23 protein-coding genes and 2 tRNA genes are annotated in these 22578 nt (G+C 69.3%); 9 read left to right on the top strand and 16 right to left on the bottom strand.

The annotated features are described in order from the left end of the window. Positions 1–4 precede the first annotated feature (4 nt). A complete protein-coding gene (gene fdhD / locus YWY_RS0102620) occupies positions 5–877 on the top strand; it encodes a formate dehydrogenase accessory sulfurtransferase FdhD (RefSeq protein ID WP_028846341.1) in 873 nt (290 codons plus the stop codon). 313 nt (positions 878–1190) lie between these two features. Here the strand turns inward: fdhD and clpX are convergent, their stop codons facing one another. The 6 genes from clpX to YWY_RS0102585 all read right to left on the bottom strand — a co-directional run bounded on the left by clpX (position 1191) and on the right by YWY_RS0102585 (position 6294). Beyond that, positions 1191–2486: an ATP-dependent Clp protease ATP-binding subunit ClpX gene (gene clpX, locus YWY_RS0102615; RefSeq protein ID WP_028846340.1), complete on the bottom strand. Its 1296-nt coding sequence runs from the start codon at positions 2484–2486 to the stop codon at positions 1191–1193. 299 nt (positions 2487–2785) lie between these two features. Continuing rightward, a complete protein-coding gene (locus YWY_RS0102605; RefSeq protein ID WP_028846339.1) occupies positions 2786–3424 on the bottom strand; it encodes an ATP-dependent Clp protease proteolytic subunit in 639 nt (212 codons plus the stop codon). A 17-nt stretch (positions 3425–3441) separates the two neighbouring features. Beyond that, positions 3442–4053, bottom strand: a complete 612-nt coding sequence (locus tag YWY_RS0102600) for a ClpP family protease (RefSeq protein WP_028846338.1) — start codon at positions 4051–4053, stop codon at positions 3442–3444. A gap of 143 nt (positions 4054–4196) precedes the next feature. Continuing rightward, complete coding sequence (gene tig / locus YWY_RS19930) at positions 4197–5600, bottom strand: trigger factor (RefSeq protein ID WP_038044337.1); 1404 nt, start codon at positions 5598–5600, stop codon at positions 4197–4199. Between the two features lie 284 nt (positions 5601–5884). Then, positions 5885–6097, bottom strand: a complete 213-nt coding sequence (locus YWY_RS0102590; protein WP_028846337.1) for a KTSC domain-containing protein — start codon at positions 6095–6097, stop codon at positions 5885–5887. Positions 6098–6220: 123 nt separating this feature from the next. Continuing rightward, positions 6221–6294: transfer RNA gene (locus YWY_RS0102585), tRNA-Pro, on the bottom strand. A gap of 79 nt (positions 6295–6373) precedes the next feature. On the opposite strand from YWY_RS0102585, the gene YWY_RS0102580 reads away from it, so the two are divergent. After that, positions 6374–6444 (top strand) — tRNA-Gly (locus YWY_RS0102580). Between the two features lie 22 nt (positions 6445–6466). Here YWY_RS0102580 and YWY_RS0102575 read toward each other — a convergent pair. Further along, positions 6467–6997: a cytidine/deoxycytidylate deaminase family protein gene (locus tag YWY_RS0102575; RefSeq protein WP_028846336.1), complete on the bottom strand. Its 531-nt coding sequence runs from the start codon at positions 6995–6997 to the stop codon at positions 6467–6469. 189 nt (positions 6998–7186) lie between these two features. Further along, positions 7187–7555 carry a hypothetical protein gene (locus tag YWY_RS0102570; protein WP_156899080.1) on the bottom strand — a complete coding sequence of 123 codons (369 nt, stop codon included), beginning with the start codon at positions 7553–7555 and terminating at the stop codon, positions 7187–7189. Between the two features lie 212 nt (positions 7556–7767). Between YWY_RS0102570 and YWY_RS0102565 the strand changes: the two genes are divergently transcribed. After that, on the top strand, positions 7768–8550 hold the full coding sequence (locus YWY_RS0102565; protein WP_028846334.1) for a hypothetical protein: 783 nt from the start codon (positions 7768–7770) through the stop codon (positions 8548–8550). A gap of 112 nt (positions 8551–8662) precedes the next feature. Here YWY_RS0102565 and YWY_RS0102560 read toward each other — a convergent pair whose 3' ends face one another. From YWY_RS0102560 to YWY_RS0102550, 3 genes are all read right to left on the bottom strand, one after another. Then, positions 8663–9559 carry an acyl-CoA desaturase gene (locus YWY_RS0102560; protein WP_051309677.1) on the bottom strand — a complete coding sequence of 299 codons (897 nt, stop codon included), beginning with the start codon at positions 9557–9559 and terminating at the stop codon, positions 8663–8665. 265 nt (positions 9560–9824) lie between these two features. Then, entirely contained in the window at positions 9825–10631 is an 807-nt protein-coding gene (locus YWY_RS0102555; RefSeq protein WP_028846332.1) for an Fpg/Nei family DNA glycosylase, read from the bottom strand. Beyond that, a complete protein-coding gene (locus tag YWY_RS0102550; RefSeq protein ID WP_028846331.1) occupies positions 10632–11126 on the bottom strand; it encodes a ribose-5-phosphate isomerase in 495 nt (164 codons plus the stop codon). Positions 11127–11235: 109 nt separating this feature from the next. Here YWY_RS0102550 and YWY_RS0102545 point away from each other — a divergent pair, with 109 nt between their 5' ends. After that, positions 11236–11907 carry an MBL fold metallo-hydrolase gene (locus YWY_RS0102545; RefSeq protein ID WP_028846330.1) on the top strand — a complete coding sequence of 224 codons (672 nt, stop codon included), beginning with the start codon at positions 11236–11238 and terminating at the stop codon, positions 11905–11907. Here the strand turns inward: YWY_RS0102545 and YWY_RS0102540 are convergent. Further along, positions 11888–13321 (bottom strand): aldehyde dehydrogenase family protein, encoded by a 1434-nt coding sequence (locus tag YWY_RS0102540; RefSeq protein WP_028846329.1) that lies wholly within the window; start codon positions 13319–13321, stop codon positions 11888–11890. The two genes, YWY_RS0102545 and YWY_RS0102540, sit on opposite strands and share 20 nt — an antisense overlap. A gap of 126 nt (positions 13322–13447) precedes the next feature. Here YWY_RS0102540 and YWY_RS0102535 point away from each other — a divergent pair, with 126 nt between their 5' ends. After that, positions 13448–13981, top strand: a complete 534-nt coding sequence (locus tag YWY_RS0102535) for a DinB family protein (RefSeq protein WP_038044336.1) — start codon at positions 13448–13450, stop codon at positions 13979–13981. Between the two features lie 482 nt (positions 13982–14463). Here YWY_RS0102535 and YWY_RS0102530 read toward each other — a convergent pair whose 3' ends face one another. Next, complete coding sequence (locus tag YWY_RS0102530) at positions 14464–15102, bottom strand: mycothiol-dependent nitroreductase Rv2466c family protein (RefSeq protein WP_028846327.1); 639 nt, start codon at positions 15100–15102, stop codon at positions 14464–14466. 169 nt (positions 15103–15271) lie between these two features. On the opposite strand from YWY_RS0102530, the gene pepN reads away from it, so the two are divergent. Next, on the top strand, positions 15272–17830 hold the full coding sequence (gene pepN / locus YWY_RS0102525; protein ID WP_028846326.1) for an aminopeptidase N: 2559 nt from the start codon (positions 15272–15274) through the stop codon (positions 17828–17830). A gap of 143 nt (positions 17831–17973) precedes the next feature. Here the strand turns inward: pepN and YWY_RS0102520 are convergent, their stop codons facing one another. The 3 genes from YWY_RS0102520 to YWY_RS0102510 all read right to left on the bottom strand — a co-directional run bounded on the left by YWY_RS0102520 (position 17974) and on the right by YWY_RS0102510 (position 19251). Further along, positions 17974–18453: a DUF5130 family protein gene (locus YWY_RS0102520; RefSeq protein ID WP_028846325.1), complete on the bottom strand. Its 480-nt coding sequence runs from the start codon at positions 18451–18453 to the stop codon at positions 17974–17976. Continuing rightward, entirely contained in the window at positions 18440–18673 is a 234-nt protein-coding gene (ctaJ, locus tag YWY_RS0102515; protein WP_245566540.1) for an aa3-type cytochrome oxidase subunit CtaJ, read from the bottom strand. The genes YWY_RS0102520 and ctaJ overlap by 14 nt, the downstream gene beginning before the upstream one ends. 80 nt (positions 18674–18753) lie before the next feature. Next, positions 18754–19251: an HNH endonuclease gene (locus YWY_RS0102510; protein WP_028846323.1), complete on the bottom strand. Its 498-nt coding sequence runs from the start codon at positions 19249–19251 to the stop codon at positions 18754–18756. 332 nt (positions 19252–19583) lie between these two features. On the opposite strand from YWY_RS0102510, the gene YWY_RS0102505 reads away from it, so the two are divergent. From YWY_RS0102505 to YWY_RS0102495, 3 genes are read left to right on the top strand one after another with little or no spacing between them, the layout of a single operon-like run. Continuing rightward, positions 19584–20579, top strand: coding sequence for a mechanosensitive ion channel domain-containing protein (locus YWY_RS0102505; protein ID WP_038044386.1), 996 nt, complete (start codon positions 19584–19586; stop codon positions 20577–20579). Between the two features lie 13 nt (positions 20580–20592). Further along, positions 20593–20985, top strand: a complete 393-nt coding sequence (locus YWY_RS0102500; protein WP_245566529.1) for a globin — start codon at positions 20593–20595, stop codon at positions 20983–20985. Next, entirely contained in the window at positions 20982–22535 is a 1554-nt protein-coding gene (locus YWY_RS0102495) for a glycoside hydrolase family 13 protein (protein WP_028846320.1), read from the top strand. Before YWY_RS0102500 ends, YWY_RS0102495 begins: the two co-directional genes overlap by 4 nt. The last annotated feature ends 43 nt before the right edge of the window (positions 22536–22578 follow it).

Here is a 22578-nt window from a genome sequence, read left to right as displayed (position 1 = left end):
ACCGATGGGCAGGATCACCACGCGCACCAAGGTCCTCGCCATCAACGACGACGACGCGCGCCGACGCGAGGACGTGCTGGCGGCGGAGGAGCCGCTGGAGCTGCGGGTCGACGGGAAACCGCTGGCGGTGACCATGCGGACGCCGGGGGACGACATCGAGCTGGCCCACGGATTCCTGCTCGGCGAGGGCGTCATCGCCTCCCGTGAGGACGTGGCGGCTGCCCGCTACTGCGACAGCGTCGACGAATCAGGACGCAACACCTACAACGTGCTGGACCTGACGCTCAGCCCCGGAGTGCCCTCCCCCACCGTCGGCGTCGAGCGCAACTTCTACACGACATCGTCGTGCGGGATCTGCGGCAAGGCTGCGCTGGACGCCGTGCGCACCAAAACGCGATTCGACCCGGCGTCCGATCCCGTTCCGGTCGACCCCGCCGTCCTGGCCGGGCTGCCCGATGCCTTGCGGCAACGCCAGCGGGTGTTCGCGGCGACCGGCGGGCTGCACGCCGCCGCGTTGTTCGACCACTATGGGAAGCTGCACGTGGTGCGGGAGGACGTCGGCAGGCACAACGCCGTCGACAAGGCGATCGGATGGGCGGTGCTGCAGGGCCGGGTGCCGCTGGCCGGCGCCGGGCTGCTGGTCTCCGGCCGCGCGTCGTTCGAGCTGGTGCAGAAGGCGGCCATGGCTGGCATCCCGGTCCTCGCCGCCGTCTCGGCGCCGTCCTCGCTCGCCGTGGAGCTGGCGGCGGAGCAAGGCATGACGCTCATCGGATTCCTGCGCGGCAAGAGCATGAACGTCTACACCGGGCACCATAGGCTCACCGGAACGCTCGCACAGCCGGCTCACCGATCGGCATCGCGCGGCCCAGCCCGCTAGCGGCAGCTCCCGGTACGCCTCCTCCGGCTCGTCCTCTGCGCGGTAGACACCATCAGAAGACGCAGGCGCCCCTGACACGGGGTCTGCGCTCGCATTGCGGCTGCGCGATCGGCCCGCAATCAACGCGCGTCCCGGGCGCCGCAGCGTAGGATCACCGAGCTGCCGCTGGTCGGCTCTGTGCACCGCGACACGCTTGTCCCCTCGGACCGCGTGACCCTCCCGGCGAGAGATCGTCCAACCGGCGCGCCGCGGCACCGGACACGAAAACGGCCCACCGCCGGATGACGGTGGGCCGCGGGGAGTCCTGGTGCTGTCAGGCGGTCTTCTCGCCGCGCTCCTGCTGGGCGCGCCGCCGCGCCGGGTGCCGGGACACGATCGTCGGGTTGACGTTCTCCCGCACGGTCTGCTCGGTGATCACGACCTTGGCCACGTCCGGCCGGGACGGGATGTCGTACATCACCTGCTGCAGGACCTCCTCCATGATGGCCCGCAGCCCGCGCGCCCCGGTGCCCCGCAGCAGCGACTGGTCGGCGATCGCCTCCAGCGCGCCCTGGGTGAACTCCAGCTCCACGCCGTCCAGCTCGAACAGCTTCTTGTACTGCTTGACCAGCGCGTTGCGTGGCTCGGTGAGGATGCGCACCAGCGATTCCTTGTCCAACGCCGTCACGCTGGCCACCACCGGGAGCCGGCCGATGAACTCCGGGATGAGGCCGAACTTGATCAGATCCTCCGGCATCGTCTCGGCGAAGATGTTCTCCGACTCCAGCTCCGCCTTGGAGCGCACCTCCGCGCCGAAGCCGAGGCCGCGCTTGCCGATCCGCTCGTTGATGATCTTCTCCAGCCCGGCGAACGCGCCGGCCACGATGAACAGCACGTTCGTCGTGTCGATCTGGATGAACTCCTGGTGCGGATGCTTGCGCCCCCCCTGCGGCGGGACGGACGCCGTAGTGCCCTCCAGGATCTTCAGCAGCGCCTGCTGCACGCCCTCACCGGAGACGTCCCGCGTGATCGACGGGTTCTCGCTCTTGCGGGCGATCTTGTCGACCTCGTCGATGTAGATGATGCCGGTCTCGGCCCGCTTGACGTCGTAGTCCGCGGCCTGGATCAGCTTCAGCAGGATGTTCTCCACGTCCTCGCCCACGTAGCCGGCCTCGGTCAGCGCCGTGGCGTCGGCGATCGCGAACGGAACGTTGAGGAACTTCGCCAGCGTCTGCGCCAGGTACGTCTTGCCACAGCCGGTCGGCCCCAGCATGAGGATGTTCGACTTGGCGATCTCGACGTCGTCGTCCTTCGAGTCCTTGCCGCCCCGCGCCTCGTTCTGAATCCGCTTGTAGTGGTTGTACACCGCCACCGACAGCGAGCGCTTGGCTTCCTCTTGCCCGATCACGTACTGCTCGAGGAAGTCGTGGATCTCCTGCGGCTTGGGCAGCTCGTCGAACTTGACGTCGCGCGTCTCGGCGAGCTCTTCCTCGATGATCTCGTTGCAGAGGTCGATGCACTCGTCGCAGATGTACACGCCGGGACCGGCGATGAGCTTCTTGACCTGCTTCTGGCTCTTTCCGCAGAACGAGCACTTCAGCAGGTCGCCACCGTCGCCGATTCGCGCCATGACCTTAGACCTCTGTCCCCTCCGGTGCGACCAACCGATGCACCTGGTCCGTCCTTGTGGCCGTCGCGGGCAACGCAGCCAGTTGTCACTGTCGACGCTACCCCGTCACCAGCTCCCGCGGGAGCCATTTGCCGGCGTGCCGTAGACCGCCGTAGTGGCACCCTAGCTGCTTCACCTCGAGCGTGCCCGCCATCGACACGCCTCGCCAAGAACGGCCAGATCACGATTTCGTCGACACATGAACCCGGTCGGCTCGGCGAACCGTGCGCGGTGCCCGCAGCAAGAGCTGACAATCCAGCTTACGCGGAACCTTTCCGGTATTGCAGGACTTCGTCGACGATTCCGTACTCGAGCGCCTGCTCCGCGGTGAGGATCTTGTCGCGCTCGATGTCGGCGCGGATCTCCTCCGGGGACTTGTGGGTGTGCTTGGCCAGGGTGTGCTCGAGCAGCGACCGCACCCGCTGGATCTCGTTGGCCTGGATCTCCAGGTCCGACACCTGACCGTAGGTGCCCTGCGTCGACGGCTGGTGGATCAGCACTCGCGAGTTGGGCAGCGCGAACCGCTTGCCCTCGGTGCCCGCGGCCAGCAGCACCGCAGCGGCGGACGCGGCCTGGCCGAGGCAGTAGGTCTGGATGTCCGGCCGGACGAACTGCATCGTGTCGTAGATCGCCATCAGCGACGTGAACGAGCCGCCCGGCGAGTTGATGTACAGCACGATGTCGCGGTCCGGGTCCTCGTGCTCCAGGTGCAGCAGCTGGGCCATCACGTCGTTGGCCGAGGCGTCGTCCACCTGCACGCCGAGGAAGATCACCCGCTCCTCGTACAGCTTGTTGTACGGGTTGGACTCCTTGATGCCGTAGCTGGTGCGCTCGACGTAACTCGGCAGGACGTACCGCGACTGGGGTAGGTGCAGCTGGTGGTGGGGGTACGGGTACATCGTGTTTCCTCTCCGGGTCAGCGGGCCGAGCGGTGGTTGGCCAGCATTTCGGGCGTGAGCACCGCGTCGACGAAGCCGTACTCCTTCGCCTCCTCCGCGGTGAACCAGCGGTCCCGGTCACCGTCGGTGATGATCTGCTCGACGGTCTGGCCGGTCTGCTGCGCGGTGATCTCCGCCAGTTCTCGCTTCCACCTGCTGAAGACCTGGGCCTGGATGGCGATGTCGGACGCGGTACCGGTGACCCCGGCCGACGGCTGGTGCATCAGGATCCGCGCGTGCGGCAGGGCGTACCGCTTGCCCGGCGTGCCCGACGAGAGCAGGAACTGTCCCATCGACGCCGCCAGCCCCATCGCGTACGTCGCCACATCCGGCTCGATGAGCTGCATGGTGTCGTAGATCGCGAACCCGGCCGTCACCGAGCCACCCGGGGAGTTGATGTAGAAGCGGATGTCCTTCTCCGGGTCCTCGGCGGCCAACAGCAGCAACTGGGCAGTGATCCGGTTGGCGACCTCGTCGTTGACCTCGGAGCCGAGCACCACGATGCGCTCTTGGAGCAGCCGCTCGTACACCGAATCGGTCAGGGAAAGGCCTTGCGTGGCCGTCCGCATGCTAGGTGGTTGCTGCGTCACGTCTGCCTGCCTCACATCAGGTCCAGCGGACCGTCGTCGGTCTTGAAGGATTGCCGTCGGTGGGATGCCACCGCTGTCGTCATCGACACTAACGAACGCCGGCGGCCGGACATGCCGGATCCGGCCGCCGTTCGCTCACAGCGTCACGCGTCGGTGGCCTGCTCGCCCGCCTTGGCCTCGCCGGCGTCCTTGCCCCCGTCGTCACCGGCCTGCTGCTCCTCGCCGCCGAACAGGTCGGACAAGTCCACCTCGTTGCCGCTGGCGTCGGTCACCTTGACCTTGCGCACCACGCCCGCCAGCGCCTTGCCCCGGCGGATGTCGGCGTAGATCGCGCCCAGCTGACCGGACTGCTGCGCCCGCTGCACGTACTCGTCGGGCGAGATGCCGAAGCGCTGCGCCTGGTACACGATGCGCTCGGTCAGCTCGTTGTCGTCGACCGTCACGTTCTCCGCGTCGGCGATGCTGTCCAGCAGCAGCTGGGTGCGCACCGTCTTCTCCGCCTCGCTGCGCAGCTCCTCGTGCCACTGCTTCGGGTCCTGACCCGAAGCCTCCAGCGCCCGGTTGAGCAGCTCCTCGTCGTCGTGCGTGTCGGCCAGCTGGTGCATCGCCTCGTGCTTGCGGTTGGCCACCTCGGCCTGCACCACGCCCTCGGGCACCGGCACGTCGGCGGCCTCCAGCAGCGCCTCGAGCACCTTGTCCCGCGCCTGCACGCCCTGCTGCATGCGCTTCACCCGGCGCAGCCGCTCGCGCAGGTCGTCCCTGAGTTCGTCGATGGTGTCGAACTCGGAGGCCATCTGGGCGAACTCGTCGTCGGCCTCCGGCAGCTCGCGCTGCTTGATCGACCGCGCAGTGACCGTGACCTGCGCCTCCTGCCCGGCGTACTTGCCCGCCAGCAGCTTGGTGGTGAACGTCGCGCTCTCGTCCTTGGACAGGCCGATCAGTGCCTCGTCGATGCCCTCGACCAGCTGGCCCGAGCCGATCTCGTACGACAGGCCCTCGGTGGCGGCGTCCTCCACCGGCTCGCCGTCCACCTCGGCGGACAGGTCGATCGACACGAAGTCGCCCTGCTGGGCGGGACGGTCGACGCCGACCAGGGTGCCGAACCGCGCGCGCAGCTCGTTCAACTGCTCCTCGACCTCGTCGTCGGTCAGCTCGATGTCGTCGACGGCGATGGTCACGTCCGACAGGTCCGGGATCTCGATCTCCGGGCGCACGTCCACCTCGGCGGTGAACTCCAGGACCTCGCGGTCCTCCAGCTTGGTGACCTCGAAATCAGGCTGCCCGAGCGCCCGTACCTGCTCGGCCTGCACCGCCTCGATGTACTTGGCGGGGATCGCCTCGTTGACCACCTCTTCGAGCACTGGGCCGCGTCCGATGCGGCTCTCCAGCACGGGAGCGGGAACTTTGCCGGGACGGAAGCCGGGGATGCGGACCTGCTGCGCGATCTTGCGGTAGGCGCGGTCGAAGTTCGGCTTCAGCTCGTCGAACGGCACCTCGACATTGATCTTTACGCGCGTCGGGCTCAGCTGCTCGACGGTGCTCTTCAACGTGTGCTCCTTGAGGGCTTGACAGATGTGGACCCCGTGTTGTTCGCGGGCGATTGCCCGAGTCTAGATGCTGCGTTCGCGCGCCGTCGCAAGACCTCTGTTTTCGTGCAGGCCAGGGCACACTTCCGAGCGGCCAGTCACCGGATCGGGGCAAACCCGCGGCCGTGCGTACTCCGCCGTGTGCCGGCACGCGGATCACGCCACCACGGATTCCGATCCGGCGTTCGCCGGCACCCCGGACGGCCGCCGTGCTGCATGCGCGGCGATGGCCCGCCGGCGAGCCGTCAGCGGACCTGCCGCACGGGATACCGGTCCCTGACGGTCTGGTTGAAACAGCGGCCGGGGTTGGACGAAGCCAGCAGCGCGACGTACACGCGACGCGGCACGACGAAGTAGCGATACACCTCGCGGTTGGTGAACTCGACCTCCAGCACGGCCTCGTCCTGGGCGTAGCCGACCGATCGCAACACCGTCGACTTCACGGGCACGCGCTCCATACGTCGAACGTGCCACATCGGCGGGATCGACGGGACCGATTCGCCGCCACATCGCCCGCGAACAGCAGCGAGCCCGGAGCCACCACGTGGATCCGGGCCGCGCTCGTGCGACGGCACGAAACGTCGGGGTGACAGGATTTGAACCTGCGACCCTCCGCTCCCAAAGCGGATGCGCTACCAAGCTGCGCCACACCCCGCCGGGCCGCCTGGGCCGTGCTCGGCCAGCATATCGGTACCCGTTAAACTGGCGACGCGCCCGGTCACCGGACCGGGACTGCGGGCGTAGCTCAATGGTAGAGCCCCAGCCTTCCAAGCTGGTGGTGCGGGTTCGATTCCCGTCGCCCGCTCAACGCGATCGGCCGCCGTCGATCAGCCGGAAGCGGACGATATCGATTTTGGTGGCCTCCTCGATCCCCGGGTAGTGCGTCTGCAAGGCGTGGTGCAGGCCGGCGGACGTGGCGAAGCCGTCCCGCCGGGCGTCTTCCTCGGTGGGCTCGCCGACCGCCCCTCGACCACTTTGATGACCTCCACGAGCAACGTCGTGACGATGCCGTCCGCGTCGTGGTCGAAGACCCAGCTGACACCGCCCTGGCGCCTCGGAATCGTCGAGGCGGATCGTGCCGTCCAGCGGTCGGCGCGGATGTCCTCCAGACGGTCTTCCCACACGTACTGCCGCTGCGACACATCCGGCTCGACGGCCCGCCAGTCGGACACGTACGACAGGAAGTCGCGCACCGGGACGGCTTCACCGGGACGGCTTCGGGGGGGGCCGATCTTGGTGCGCACCACCGCGCGGATGTCCGGATCCAGGTCGAACAGCATCTGACGGCACGAACCGCACGGGGAGACGATCGTGAACTGCTCCGGGCCAGTCGCGATGGCGCCCACGGCACCGGCCACACGGGGAGACGACCACGCGGTCGTGCACCGCTGCGATGCACACCAACGGAAGCCGGGCGTGCGGCGAGGCCACGACCTGGCCGATGGCCACCGGCTCGGCGCACGGGCCGCCGATGAAGTGGTGGACGTCGATCCCGGTGAAGATGTCGCCTGCGCGAGTCGAGCACGGCCGCGGCCACCGAGTGGTCCTCAGATCGATGTGCCTCGCGCAACGTTGTCGTCGCCACCTCGACCAGGCGTTGTTCCTGCTTGGTCAGCACGGCCGAAGCCCAACCGGCGAAGATCGGGTACCTCGGCCGAACTGTCCGACAGCGATACCGACGGCCGGCGGCGCGCCAGCGCCCGGTCGATCCAGGCGCAGACGCCGAACAGCAGCGCAGCCTGCACCGCGCCCGCCAGGACGCACAACAGGGCACCCATAGGGCCGGGCGTGGGTTCGATCAGCGGCACGACACCGGCCAGCGGCCGGGCCACCAGGCACAGCGGCTCGGCCCAGTACCAGCCGTCCGGCCGTGTCACGATATACCACACGAACACGTAGCTGGCGGCGCCGAGCACGAAGACGGCGTAGCTCAATGCGAGCCAGCGCACCCGCCACGGTGTCGGCGTCGGAGTACTACTTGCCCGCATGCCCGGCTATCGGGCTGCACGCCGCGATTGTTACCGCCGGGTCGCACCACCCGGTGGCCACCGCACGGGCACGGGCAGGGAACGATACGCGCAGCGGTTTCGTTGACCGGGCAACGTGGCAACGGCTGGAAGTGGGAGCGATGGGCGAGGCAGGTCTGCTGATCATCGTGCTGATCGTGGTCGTCATGGGCGGGATCTACCTGTCCCAGCAGCGAGCCACTCAGCGCCGCGACGAACTCGAGGACGCCAAGGCGGAAGCCCGCCGCTGGGTGGAGCGGCTCGGCGGCCAGGTGCTCAACCTGACCGGCACGAACGCGGCCTCGAAACAAGCGCTCGCCGACGCGGCCGAGCGGTACACCGCCGCCGGCTCGCAACTCGAGCAAGCGCAGACCGCCCACCAAGCCCGGCTGGTCATCGACACCGCGCTGGAGGGCTTGTACTACGTGCGCGCGGCCAGGACCGCCATGGGCCTGGACCCCGGCCCCGAGCTGCCGCAGGACCGGGAGCGCGAGCGCGCCGGCGCGGTCTCCGAGTTCCGCAGCGTGGACGTCGAGGGCAAGCACTACGAGGCGTCGCCGGAGCCCGGCGACCGCACCCCGTACTACTACCCGGGCGGCCGGGTGGCCGGGCGCCCGGTGCCGCGCGGATGGTACTCCGAGCCGTGGTGGAAGCCCGCCCTGGTCGCGGGGGCGTGGGGCTTCGGCTCGATGATGCTGTTCAGCGCGCTGTTCTCCGGCATGGCCGGGATCGCCAGCGCATCGGCATGGGAAGCGGGCGCCATGAACGACGCCGAGATGGCTGGCGGTGACGCGGGCGATGCCGGCGACATGGGCGACTCCGGCGGCGACTTCGGCGGTGACTTCGGCGGCGGCGACTTCGGGGGCGGCGACTTCGGTGGTGGTTTCGACTTCGGCGGCTTCTAGGCCCGCCGGGGCACGGCATCGCACCCACCTAGAACGAAACCGGCGGGGCCGGCCGTAGTGGCCGTCACCCCGCCGGTCGTGCGCAGCAGCACATGCCGCGCGTCGACGTCGCTCAGTGTGCCTTGGACAGCTTCGCCAGCCGTTCCGGTCGCGGCCACCGCACGTCGTAGACCCAGCCGAACTTCTCGAACAGCCAGATCAGGCGCGCGGTGATGTCGATCTGCCAGCGGCCGACGCCGTGCCGGGCCGACGTGGGGTCGGCGTGGTGCAGGTTGTGCCACGACTCCCCCATCGACAGGATCGCCAGCGGCCAGAAGTTCGCCGACTTGTCCCTGGCCTTGTACGGCCGGTCGCCGATGATGTGGCAGATCGAGTTGATCGACCAGGTCACGTGGTGCACCACCGCCACACGCACCAGGCTGCCCCAGAAGAACGCGGTCAACGCGCCCCACCAGGACCAGGTGACCAGTCCGCCGATCACCGCGGGAGCAAGCAACGTGGCGACGGTGAGCGGCACAAACAGCTTGTCCACCCGCCGCATGTCCTTGTCGGCCAGCAGGTCGGGCGCGAACCGCTCCTGGTTGGTCAGCGTCCGGTTGAACAGCCAGCCCATGTGCGCGTGCCAGAAGCCGCGCAGGATCGCGCCCGGGGAGGTACCGAACGCCCACGGCGAGTGGGGGTCTCCCTCACGGTCGGAGAACGCATGGTGCCTGCGGTGGTCGGCGACCCAGTGCAGGATCGGCCCCTGCACCGCCATGCTGCCCAGGACCGCGAGCGCGATGCGCATCGGACGTTTGGCCTTGAACGATCCGTGGGTGAAGTACCGGTGGAACCCGGCGGTGATGCCCAGCACCGACAGGGTGTAGAAGAACGCCAGCAGCCCGAGGTCGAGCATGGTGACGCCCCAGCCCCACAGCAGCGGGATGGACGCGATCAGCGCGATCGCGGGAATGATGGCGAACAAGTAGACCGTGATGTGCGCAGCCAGCGGGCGCGCACCGCTCTCGATGGGTTTCGGCCCGGATCTGGGGCCGCGTCGGGCCGGGCGCTCCGGCTCCGATCGGGTCTCCGGCCCGGCCTCGTGCCGGGGACCCTGGTCATGCTTTGTCGAAGGGGAAGCGTCGACGCTCACCGTGGTTGTACCTCTCCTGTCAGGTGCGCACCGGCCGGTGCACGCGAACTTGCGGAGCAGTCGTGCCACCCCTTGCGCCCAGACGGTACACGTCCGACCGCGTTGACAGGAGGGGTCTTACCGAACTGGTCGTCGCAGGGGCTCAGCTCTGGCACGTCGGGCACCAGTAGAGCTTTCGACCCTGCAGCGTTCGCATCGCCACCGTTGTGCCACATATCAGGCAGGGACTACCCGCGCGCCGGTACACGTAAACCTCGCCCCCGTGCCGATCCTGCCGCGGCTGCCTGCCCATGGCCTGCGGGGTGTGCTCGGGACGGACCGTGTCGATGCGGCCGCGCGCGACGCCGTCGGCCATCAACGCGACCAGGTCGTCCCACAGCTGCCCGGCCCGCTCCCGGCCGATCGACCGGCCGGGCAGCATCGGGTCGATCCCGTGCCGGAACAGCACCTCCGCGCGATACACATTGCCGACACCGGCCATGATCCGCTGATCCAGCAACAACGCGGCGATCGGCGACGCCGACGACGCGATGCGGTCCAGCGCGGGCCCGGGGTCGGCGTCCGGCCGCAGCGGATCCGGCCCCAGCCTGGCCGTGATCGCCGTGACCTCGGCCTCGGTGAGCAGCTCACAGCGATTCGGGCCGCGCAGGTCGGTGGCGTGCGTCGGACCGACCAGGCGCATCCGCACCTGACCGGCCGGGGCTGGTTCGGGCCGCTCGAACTCGGTGAACGTGCCGTAGAGGCCGAGGTGGATGTGCACGACACCCTGGCCGCCGTAGTGGTGGAACAGGTGCTTGCCGTATGCCTCCGCCGCGGTGAACACCTTGCCGTCGAGCAGCGCGGCCTCCGCCGCGAAACGCCCTTGCGGGCTGGTCACCGCGACCGGGTGGCCGGCGTAACGTGCCTGGTGCAGCCGGGCCAACCGGTGCAGCGTGTGTCCTTCGGGCATTCAGCTGGTCTGCCCGTGCCCGCCCGTCTGCGGCAACGCCGGCGGGGTGCCGGTGCGCTCGTAGTCCGTCAGCTGCCCGACCCGGCGAACGTGGCGTTCGTCGGTGTCCGGCTCGGCCGCGAGGAAGGCCTCCACGATCTCCGTGGCCTCCTCGACGCTGTGCATCCGTGCCCCGATGCCGACGACCTGGGCGTGGTTGTGCTCCCGCGTCAGGCGGGCGGTCTCCACGCTCCACGCCAGCCCGGCGCGGATACCCTTGACCTTGTTGGCGGCGATCTGCTCGCCGTTGCCGGAGCCGCCGATGACGATGCCCAGGCTGCCCTCGTCGGCGGCGACCCGCCGGGCGGCCTCGACGCAGAACGGCGGATAGTCGTCGGCCGGGTCGTACTCGTAGGGCCCGACGTCCACCACGTCGTGCCCGAGCCCGCTCAGATGCTGCACCAGATGGTTCTTCAGCTCGAAACCCGCATGGTCGGCGGCAAGGTAAACACGCACGACGTGGAGTCTGCCAGCCGGATCGGTGCACACCGTTTCCGGGCCTGACGCGGTGCGTCGTGCCCCACCCTCGGTGCGGCCGCGGCGCACGCGCGGTATAGGTGAAGCGATGTCGAACGAATCCGCGCCGGGACGGTGGCTGGTGCTCGCCGACGGTGTCTACGCCCGCCGGTATGCCGAGTTGGACCAGACCCTCGGGCTGGTGGTCGGCCGGGACCGGGCGCTCGTCGTGGACACCGGCCGCGACGAGGAGCACGGCGCGGAGTTCGCGTCAGCCGTCGCCGGTCTCACCGCGTTGCCGCTGACCGTGGTCGTCACGCACGCGCATTTCGACCACTGCTTGGGCACAGCCGCCTTCCCGGGGGCGGAGGTCTGGGCCCATGAGCGGTGCCGGGTCGACGAGCGGGTCTTCGTCGAACGGGCCGAGTACTACCCCGGCGCTCCCCCGGTCCGGCTGGTCCAGCCGACGCACCGGGTACGGGAAGCGGCGGAGCTCGACCTCGGCGGCCAGACGGTACGCCTTGTCCATCCCGGCCGCGCGCACACCGATCACGACCTCGCGGTGCACGTTCCGGACGCGCGCGTGCTCTTCACCGGGGACCTGGTCGAGCAGGGAGCCGACCCGTCGATCGGGCCGGACTCCTTCCCGCAGCTGTGGCCGCACGCGCTCGACGAGCTGCTGCGCCTGGACGCGGCGACGTTCGTGCCGGGCCACGGCGACCCGGTGGACCGCGCCTTCGTCGAACGGCAGCGCGACCTGCTCAGCGCTGGATCGACTTGACTTCGAGGTACTCCTCCAGCCCGAACTTGCCGAACTCCCGGCCGATGCCCGACTGCTTGTAGCCGCCGAACGGCGCCATCGGGTTGAACGAGCCGCCGTTGACGTCCACCTGACCGGTGCGGATCCGCTTGGCGACCTCGATCGCGCGCTCGTCGCTGCCCGCGAAGACCGCGCCGCCCAGCCCGTACATCGAGTTGTTGGCGATCCGCACGGCGTCGTCGACGTCGGTGTACGGCAGCACGGACAGCACCGGGCCGAAGATCTCCTCCTGTGCGATCACCATGTCCTCCCGCACGTTGGCGAAGACCGTCGGGCGGACGAAGAAGCCGCGCTCCATGCCGTCCGGCTTCTCCGGGCCACCGCACGCCAGCGTGGCGCCTGCTTCCGCTCCCGCCCGGATGTAGCCGACCACCCGGTCGCGCTGCACCTCACTGACCATCGGCCCCAGCCGGGTCGCCGGGTCCGACGGGTCGCCCGGCTGGTACTTGGCCGCCGCGGCGACGGCGATCTCCACCGCCTGGTCGTGCAGCGACTCCGGCACCAGCATCCGGGTCCAGGCGTTGCAGCTCTGCCCGCCGTTGAGGAAGGTGTTGGCCACGCCGAGCTTGACCGCCTTGGTCAGGTCGGCGTCGTCCAGGATGACGTTGGCGGACTTCCCACCCAGCTCCAGCGCGACCCGCTTGACCGTCTGCGCGGCCGCTGCGGCGACCGCCTTGCCCGCGCGGGTCGATCCGGTGAACGAGATCATGTCCACGTCCGGGTGCTCGGCCAACCGGGCACCCACCACCGGGCCGGTGCCGTGCACGATGTTGACCACCCCGTCCGGCACACCGGCCTGCCGCAGCACCTCCACCAGGATTCCGGTGTTCAGCGGCGCCACTTCACTGGGTTTGAGCACCACCGTGCAGCCGGCGACCAGCGCCGGCGCGAGCTTGGCCATGATCTGGTGCAGCGGGTAGTTCCACGGGGTGATCGCCGCGACCACCCCGGCGGGCTCGCGCACCACCAGCGAATTGCCGATCTCCTCGGTGAACGCGAAACCGCCGCTGTCGACCAGGTCGGCGACCCCTTTGGCGGTCGTCGCGGGCAGGGTCGCCTGCACCTTGGTGGCGAACGTGATGGGGGCGCCGACCTCGGCGGAGATCAGCGCGGCAATCTCGTCCCTGCGCTCGGCGAGCCCGGCGGAGATCGCGCGCACCACCGCCGCACGGTCCTGTGGGGTGCGTGCGGCCCAGGAGGGGAAGGCCGCCACCGCGGCGGCGACGGCGGCATCGGCGTCCTCCACGGTTCCCGCGGGCACCGAACCGATGATCTCCTCGGTCGCCGGGTTGAGCACGTCGATCGACTCCGCTGACTCCGGGTGCTCGGCTCCGTCGATGAAGTGTCCGACACGGGTCAGTGCGGGCGCGGCCATGTCAACTCCTCCGCAAGTGGATGGCACGGACCCCTCCTACCTTGGCACAACTCGACCGGCCGGTAACCGTCGGTGCGCGCGGCTACCGTCAGCGAGCCACAGTCGTCCGACCCTTCAGGAGGCACCATGTCCGTGACTTCGCAGGCCGACACCGCCGGTCACGCCGTCACCGGCGAGCGAGCGGACCTGCTGTCGTCGCTGCGCAGGCACCGCGGCTTCCTGCGGCAGACCGTCCGCGGGCTCACCGACGAGCAAGCGGCCATGCGCCCCACCGTCAGCGACCTGTGTCTCGGCGGGCTGATCAAGCACGTCGCCCACTGCGAGCGGCAGTGGGTCCGGTTCACCGAGGAAGGCCCCGGCGCGATGAGCTACGACGAAGGCTCGTGGCAAGCGTGGCAGGACCAGTTCCGCATGCTTCCCGGGGAGACCCTGGCCGGTTTGCTGGCCGAGTACGACGCCGTGGCCGCAAAGACCGACGCGCTGGTCGTCACCGCCGATCTGGACGCCGAGCAGCCGCTGCCGGAAGCGCCGTGGTTCGAGCCCGGCGCGCGCTGGAGCGTGCGCCGCGTCCTGCTGCACATCATCGCCGAGACGGCCCAGCACGCCGGGCACGCCGACATCATCCGGGAAAGCATCGACGGCGCGAAGACGATGGGCTGACCGGCCTGCCCGGCATGGGCCGCGTGAGCCAGCTCCCCGGCCGGCCGACAGCACGGGGTCGCCGCACCCGACGCCCTGAGGGGTTCCAGCTCGGTCAGCGGCAAGGCCGGATCCGCGGCCACGTTCGGTGCCGGTGAAGGAGCTTGATCACGGTGGGCCGGCCGTTCCGTTACTGGCTCACCGGGGCCTGGGGGTGGCCGCGCCAGCTCCCGGACCGGCCTCCGCCGACACGGATCCACCCGCGCCACCGACCCCCGGCTTCCATTCCAGCCAGTCACCACGGTGATCCGCGGCCCCAGCCGAGCGCCAACTCCCGGACGGGGCCCGGGCTGCCCTGCCCACGCGGATCCGGCCACACCCGGCGCGTGGTTCACCAGGCGCTGCGCGCTTGCTTGCGGGCCGGCCGGGCCGGCCGCCTCACTCGGTCCTGCCGGCCCGGCTTCCGGCCCGCCGGGCTCACCCCGTCGGCGGCCGGCCCGCCGTCAGTCGAACTTCAGCTCGCCGGTGCGGCTGCGCTTGAGCTCGAAGAAGTCGGGATAACCGGCCAGCATGACCGCCCCGTCGAAGACCTTGAGCGCGTCCTCGCCACGCGGGATCGACTGCAGCACCGGGCCGAAGAACGCCACGCCGTCGACATGGATCGTCGGCGTGCCGACCTCGTCTCCCACCGGGTCCATGCCGCGGTGGTGGCTGGCCCGCAGCGCCTCGTCGTACTCGGTGGACGTGGCCGCTTCGGCCAGCTCGGCCGGAGCGCCGATCTCCGCCAGTGCTTCGGGAATGATCGACGGGTCCTCGCCACGGCCCTGGTTGTGCGCCCGGATGCCGTAGGCGGTGTAGAAGTCACGCAGCGCCTTCTGCCCCAGCTTCTGCTCGACGGCGATGGCCACCCGCACCGGCCCCCAGCCGAACTCCAACAGCTCCTTGTACTTCTCCGGCAGCTCGTCCCTGCCCTCGTTGAGCACCGACAGGCTCATCACGCCGAACCGCAGGTCGATGTCGCGGTGCTTCTCCACCTCGAGGATCCACCGCGAGGTGATCCAGGCGAACGGGCAGATCGGGTCGAAGTAGAAGTCGACCTTGGTCCGCTTCGGCGACGCCGGGCTGCCAGGTGGTGTGGTCATCGACAACTCCTTGCCGGTCGGTCAGGAAAATCCGTTTCACGCATGCCCAACCACGACAGTGGCGACGTTGTTCCCACCACCTGCGGCGACACCCGTCACTGTGTCGGACATCCGTGATTGGATGCTGCTGGATCCCAACCTTCCTTCGCGCAAACTACCGAGGTGCTTTGTGGTCGCCCCCAACTTGACTCGTGAGGAAGCCCGAAGCCGCGCCGCCCTTGTCGGCGACGCCGAGTACGACATCGAACTGGACCTGACCGACGGAGCAGGCAGGCCGGGCGAACGCACGTTCCGCTCGATCACCACGCTGACCTTCTCGGCTCGCGGGAACGGACCCTTGTGGGTCGACATCGTGGCTGAACAGGTGCGATCGGCGACTTTCAACGGCACGCAGCTGGACGTCTCCGGCTACGACGAGGAACGCGGCATCGCACTGCCCGAGCTCGCCGAGCAGAACACGGTCACCGTGGACGCCGACTGCCGGTACATGAACACCGGCGAGGGCCTGCACCGGTTCGTCGACCCGGTCGACGGCAACGTGTACCTGTACTCGCAGTTCGAAACGGCCGACGCCAAGCGGATGTTCGCCTGTTTCGACCAGCCCGACATCAAAGGCGTCTACCGGCTGACGGTGATCGCGCCGCGGGGCTGGAAGGTGGTGTCCAACGCCCCGGTCAGGACCACCTCCGAGACCCCGGAAGGCGCGATCCGGCACGAGTTCGAGCCCACCGAGAAGATCTCCACCTACCTGGTCGCGCTCGTCGCCGGCCCGTACGCGGAATGGCGTGACGAGTACCGCGACGAGCACAAGACGATCCCGCTGGGCATCTACTGCCGTGCGTCACTCGCCGAGTACATGGACGCCGACCGGCTGTTCACCGAGACCAAGCAGGGTTTCGACTTCTACCACCGCAATTTCGGCGTGCCGTACCCGTTCAAGAAGTACGACCAGCTGTTCGTGCCGGAGTTCAACGCCGGCGCGATGGAGAACGCGGGCGCGGTGACGTTCCTGGAGGACTACGTCTTCCGCAGCCGGGTCACCCGCTACTCCTACGAGCGGCGGTGCGAGACGCTGCTGCACGAAATGGCCCACATGTGGTTCGGTGACCTGGTCACCATGCGCTGGTGGGACGATTTGTGGCTGAACGAGTCGTTCGCCACGTTCGCGTCCGTGCTGGCGCAGGCCGAGGCCACCGAGTACAAGCACGCCTGGACGTCGTTCGCCAACATCGAGAAGTCGTGGGCCTACCGGCAGGACCAGCTGCCGTCCACCCACCCGGTTGCCGCCGACATCCCGGACGTGCAAGCGGTCGAGGTGAACTTCGACGGCATCACCTACGCCAAGGGCGCGTCGGTGCTCAAGCAGCTGGTCGCCTACGTGGGGCTGGAGAACTTCCTGGCCGGGCTCAAGGTCTACTTCGCCAGGCACGCCTGGCAGAACGCCACGCTGGCGGACCTGCTGGCCGCGCTGGAGGAAGCGTCCGGCCGCGACCTGTCGTGGTGGAGCGCGCAGTGGCTGGAGACCACCGGCCTGAACGAGCTGCGTCCGTCGTTCGAAGTCGACGAGGAGGGCAAGTTCACCTGGTTCGCGGTCAAGCAGGGCGGCGCCAAGCCGGGCAAGGGCGAGCTGCGCACGCACCGGATCGCCGTCGGCATCTACGACGACGTGGACGGCAAGCTGGTGCGCACCCACCGGGTCGAGCTGGACATCGACGGCGAGTCCACCACCGTGGAGGAGCTCGCCGGTGTGCCGCGCGGCAAACTGGTGCTGGTCAACGACGACGACCTGACCTACTGCGCGCTGCGGCTGGACCCGGATTCGCTGCAGACGCTCGTCGAGCGCATCGGCGACATCGCCGAGCCGCTGCCACGCACCCTGTGCTGGTCGGCCGCCTGGGAGATGACCAGGGATGCCGAGTTCAAGGCGCGTGACTTCGTCGCGCTGGCCTGCCGCGGCTTGCCCGCGGAGACCGAGGTGGGTGTGGTGCAGCGAGTGTTGCTGCAGGCCCAGACGGCGCTGTCCTCCTACGCCGACCAGGAGTGGGCCGCCAAGGAAGGCTGGCCAGCGTTCACCGCCGCGGTGCTCGACATGGCGCGCAACGCCGAGCCCGGCTCGGACCACCAGCTGGCCTTCGTCAACGCGCTGACCGGCTCGGTGCTGGACGCCGAGACGCTGGACGTGCTGGCAGCCTGGCGTGACGGGTCGCAGACGCTGCAGGGCTTGACCGTCGACACCGACCTGCGCTGGCGGCTGCTGCACGCGCTGGTGGCGCACGGCAGGGCGGACAAGGCGGAGATCGACGCCGAACTGGAGCGGGACAACACCGCGACCGGCAAACGTCACGCCGAGCGGGCGCTGGCACTACGGCCCACGGCGGCGGCGAAAGCCGAGGCGTGGGAGCGCGCGGTGTACGACGACGAGCTGCCGAACGCCATCAACGACGCGATCATCGCCGGGTTCAGCCATCCGGGGCAGAAGCACCTGCTGGCCGAGTACGTCAAGCAGTACTTCGCCGTGGTGGACGACGTCTGGCGCCGGCGCAGCCCGGAGCGGGCGCAGGCGGTGGTCAACGGGCTGTTCCCGACGTGGGCGGTGGAGGACTCGACCGTGGCCGCCGCGGACGCCTGGCTGTCCGAGGAGCGGCCGCCCGCGTTGCGGAGGCTGGTGACCGAGGGACGCGCGACCGTCGTGCGGGCGCTGGCCGCACGCGACTGCGACCGCGGCTGAGCCAACGACAAAGCGCCGGGCCCGGCAGCACGACCGGGCCCGGCGCTGACGTTTCCCATGGTCTGCGGGCGTGCGAAACGATCCTCCGGCAGGTCACCGCCGACACGGCCGGGCAGCCGCCAGTGGCCGCCCGGTACCTGCGGTCAGCGAATGTGACCCGCCTGCTCGTCCAGCATGCGCAGGCCGTTGATCAGCCCGCCGACCAAGTCGCCCTCCTTGAACGAGGCGACCATGTTCATCACCGCGAGCTTGCACGCACGGGCGGGCAACCTGGCCGAGGCCACCTCGCCGGTGACCAGCTCGAGCACCCGCTCCCCCGGCGAGACGGCGATCAGCACCGCACGCGGGGCGTCCTTGCCGAGCCGGCGCAGCAGCTGCTCGGCCTCCGCCCGGCTGTCCTCGCCGAGCTTGCCCAGGTAGATGGTGAAGAGCAGCCCGGTGTCCCGGCTGGCCAGGGTCAGCGCCTCGTCCAGGCGGTCGAGCTGGGCCGGGGTGAACGGGTGATCGGGCTCGGCGGGCTCGTACGGCTTGGCGGCGGAGACCCGGCCGCTGAGCGTGATCGCGGCGCCGGGCTCCAGCGTGCTCGGGTCGACCTTCGGGAACGTGACCTCACCAGCTGCCACGGGCACCTCCCACGGTCATACGGTCGGGATCGAATTCGTCGAGGCCCTCCGGGGCCGGCGGCAGCACGCCGGGGTGGGCACTCCACCACTGCGGCGGGAAGTCCCAGTCCTGGCCAGGGCGGTAACGCTTGCGACCGGTCAGCTTCGACCGCATGGTCAGCAGGCCGATGACGGCGCAGATGGCGGCAGGGATCGCCGCGAAGATCAGGATCGTCTCCATCACGCTCACGCGTGCAGGGTAGCCGATCCGGTTTCGGCCCACCGACCGCGCCGAGCGTCGACGTGTCCTGGGTCCCTCCGCTAGGCGACCGAGCCGAGGTACAGCCGCCACTCCGGGGCGGCGTGTTCCACTTCGGCGAGCAACCGCCAGTGCGGTCCGCGCGGTGCGACCGGCTCGACCCGCAACGACCAGCCGAGCTCGGACAGCAACCGGTCGGCCTTGCGGTGGTTGCACCTGGCGCAGCTGGCCACGCAGTTCAACCAGCTGTGCTTGCCGCCGCGGCTCTTGGGCACGATGTGGTCGATGGTCTCCGCCCGGCCGCCGCAGTAGGCGCAGCGGTAGCCGTCCCGGTGCATCAGGGCCGCGCGCGTGAGCGGGACTTTGGCCCGGTAAGGTACCCGCACGTAGTTGTTCAACCTGATGACCGACGGCAGCGGCACTGTGGCCGAAGCCGAGTGCAGCACCATCCCGGACGGGTGCCCGTGAACCACCTCGGCCTTGCCGCAGACGAGCATCACGATGGCTCGGCGCAGCGGCAACGCGGTCAGTGGCTCGAACGTGGCATTCAGCAGAAGCACGCGGGTACGCGTCCAGTGCTGGCGTAATCGGCTCGATGGCGAGGCGTCTCCGTTGGTATGGTGGCCCTCCTTGTGCCGCCTCGCCTGGCGCCGGGATGGACCGCCACCCGAGGAACGGGTGGCCCCTGGTATGGGGATCGTCTCTGACTTCGGCACTCGACTACCTCCGTACCGTGCAGGCATAGTCCGTGCTGTCCACGCCTAGTCGACCATGTCTTGAGCAGAAACGCACGTCTCTTTTGCGACGTGTTACGTGACAGCGGCCGCGGCACGAGTGTGGACGATGGAATGAACGAGACAATGAACGTGGCATGAAGGGAGCGGTCACGGCCGTGGTTCAGCTCGATCTCAACGAGCCGCCGGAGTGCGTTGCGGACGCCGGTTCGTGGTGTCAGCAGGTGTGGCACCTGACCGGCAACAGCTGGCTGGCCGGCTCGGCGGAGTGGCTGGTGGCCAAACCACTGGCGATCGTGCTGACGATCGTCGTCGCGCTCCTGGTGCGATGGCTGATCCACCGGCTGATCGACCGGCTCACCCGGCTGCCCTCCGCAGCAGGCGACGACCAGAAGCGGCCTGCACTGCTGCGGCCGTTGAAGGAGAAGGCGCCGAACCTGCTGAACTCCACCCTGATGGAACGGCGCAGGCAGCGCGCCAAGACGATCGGCTCGGTGCTGAAGTCGGTGGCGTCGTTCCTCATCTTCAGCATCGCGGTGATGCAGATCCTGTCGGTGCTGGGCGTCAACCTCGCGCCGATCCTGGCCTCGGCGGGGATCGCGGGCGTGGCACTCGGCTTCGGTGCGCAGAACCTGGTCAAGGACTTCCTGTCCGGCCTGTTCATGATGGCCGAGGACCAGTACGGGGTGGGCGACATCGTCGACCTCGGCGACGCCAGTGGCGTGGTCGAGTCGGTCGGCCTGCGCATCACCACGCTGCGGGACATCAACGGCACCGTGTGGTACGTCCGCAACGGCGAGATCCTGCGGGTCGGCAACTCCAGCCAGGGGCACGCCAACGCCGTGGTGGACATGCTGCTCGCACCGGGGTCGGACATCGACCGGGCCAGCCGGATCATGCAGGACGTGGCCACCGAGGTCACCGCCGAGGAACCCATCTCGGCCGACGTACTGGAACCACCGAACCTGCTCGGTGTGAACTCCATCACGGCGGAAGGCATCACGCTGCGTCTGACGGTGAAGGTGAAAGCGGGCAGGCAGTACGCGGTCGAGCGCGCGTTGCGGGCACGCATCACCACCGCACTCACCGACGCCGGGTTCGAGACCCCGTCGTACCGGCTGTTGGTGCCGCGCAGCGACGGCAAGCAGAAGTGACAGGATGGACGGCGTGACCGAGCAGCAGGAGCAGCAGACGTTCTACGAAGCGGTCGGTGGCGAGGAGACCTTCCGCAAGCTCGTCGCCCGCTTCTACCAGGAAGTCGCCGAGGACGAGGTGCTGCGGCCGCTGTACCCGGAGGAGGACCTGGGCCCGGCGGAGGAGCGGCTGCGGCTGTTCCTCATGCAGTACTGGGGCGGCCCGCACACCTATTCCGACCGGCGCGGCCACCCACGGCTGCGGATGCGGCACGCGCCCTACAAGATCGGCCCGATCGAACGGGACGCGTGGCTGCGCTGCATGCGGGTGGCGGTGGACGAGAGCGGCATCGAAGAGCCGTACCGGACCCAGTTGTGGCAGTACCTGGAAATGGCCGCCAACAGCATGATGAACTCGTGGATGTGACCGAGGCGCTCGACTGGTGGCGCACCGCCACCGTCTACCAGATCTACGTCCGCTCGTTCGCCGACAGCAACGGTGACGGCGTGGGAGATCTCGAGGGCATTCGCAGCAGGCTGGACTACCTGAAGGATCTCGGCGTCGACGCGGTGTGGCTGACACCGTTCTACCCGTCCCCCATGGTGGACAACGGCTACGACGTGGCAGATCCACGCGACGTCGATCCGCTGTTCGGGGACCTGGCCACGTTCGACCGATTGCTGGCCGACGCGCACGCGCGAGGCATCAAGGTCACCGTGGACGTGGTGCCGAACCACACCAGCTCGCAGCACCCGTGGTTCCAAGCCGCTCTGGCCTCCCCGCCGGGCAGTCCGGAGCGGGCCAGGTACTGGTTCCGCGACGGCAAGGGTCCCGACGGTGACGAGCCGCCGAACAACTGGCAGAGCTGCTTCAAGGGCCCGGCGTGGACCCGGGTCGCCGACGGGCAGTGGTACCTGCACCTGTTCACGCCGGAGCAGCCGGATCTGAACTGGAGCAATCCGGAAGTGGTCGCCGACTTCCACCGGACGTTGCGGTTCTGGCTGGACCGCGGGGTGGACGGCTTCCGGATCGACGTGGCGCACGGCATGGCCAAGCCCGCCGACCTGCCGGACATGGACCCGCGGGCGATGTTCAACGTGGTGGAGCATGCCAACTACTACGACCCGCGGCTGAACAACGAGGGCGTTCTGGAACTGCACGAGGGCATCCGCCGGGTGCTCGACGAGTACCCGGGAACGGCTGCCATCGGCGAGGTCTGGACGTTCGACGACGAGCAGATGAGCCAGTACATCGCGCCCGGCCGGCTGCACCTGGGTTTCGACTTCCGACTGGCGCTCACCGAGTTCGACGCCGACAAGCTGCGTGCCGCGATCGACCGCTCGCTGGCGGCGCCGCTGAGCGTCGGTGCCCCGCCCACGTGGACGTTGAGCAATCACGACGTGTGGCGGCAGGTCAGCAGGTACGGCGACGGTGAGATTGGGCTGGCCAGGGCACGCGCCATGGCGCTGGTGGAGCTGGCCCTGCCCGGCGTGGTCTACCTGTACAACGGCGAAGAGCTCGGCCTGCCCAACGGCCCGCTGACCGAAGAGCAGAGCACCGACCCGGGCGGCACGTCGGACATGCAGGGCTCCCGCGACGTCGCGCGCATCCCGCTGCCGTGGTCCGGTGACATGCCGCCGTTCGGCTTCACCACCGGACAGCGGACGTGGCTGCCCATGCCCGTCGAGTGGGCCGACCGCACGGTGGAGAAGCAGGAGGCCGACCGGTCGTCGACGCTGTGGCTCTACCGGGACGCGTTGCGGTTGCGCAAGACCCACCCCGCGATGTCCGGGGACACGGTGAGCTGGGAAGACGCTCCCCCGGGGTGCTTCGTCATGCGCAGAGAGGGCGGGTTGCGGTGCGTGCTGAACTCCTCGGACGCACCGGTGGACCTGCCGCCCGGCGAAGTACTGCTGGCCAGCTCGCAGGTACAGGACGGCAAACTGCAGCCCAACGCGGCGGCCTGGCTGGTCTAGGCGCTTCGACCGGGGCCCGGCCGGACCGACGTGAGGCGTGCTC

This window comes from Thermocrispum agreste DSM 44070 (genome assembly GCF_000427905.1).
Taxonomy (GTDB): Bacteria; Actinomycetota; Actinomycetes; order Mycobacteriales; family Pseudonocardiaceae; genus Thermocrispum; species Thermocrispum agreste.
This window is presented reverse-complemented; position numbering and strand designations above follow the sequence as displayed.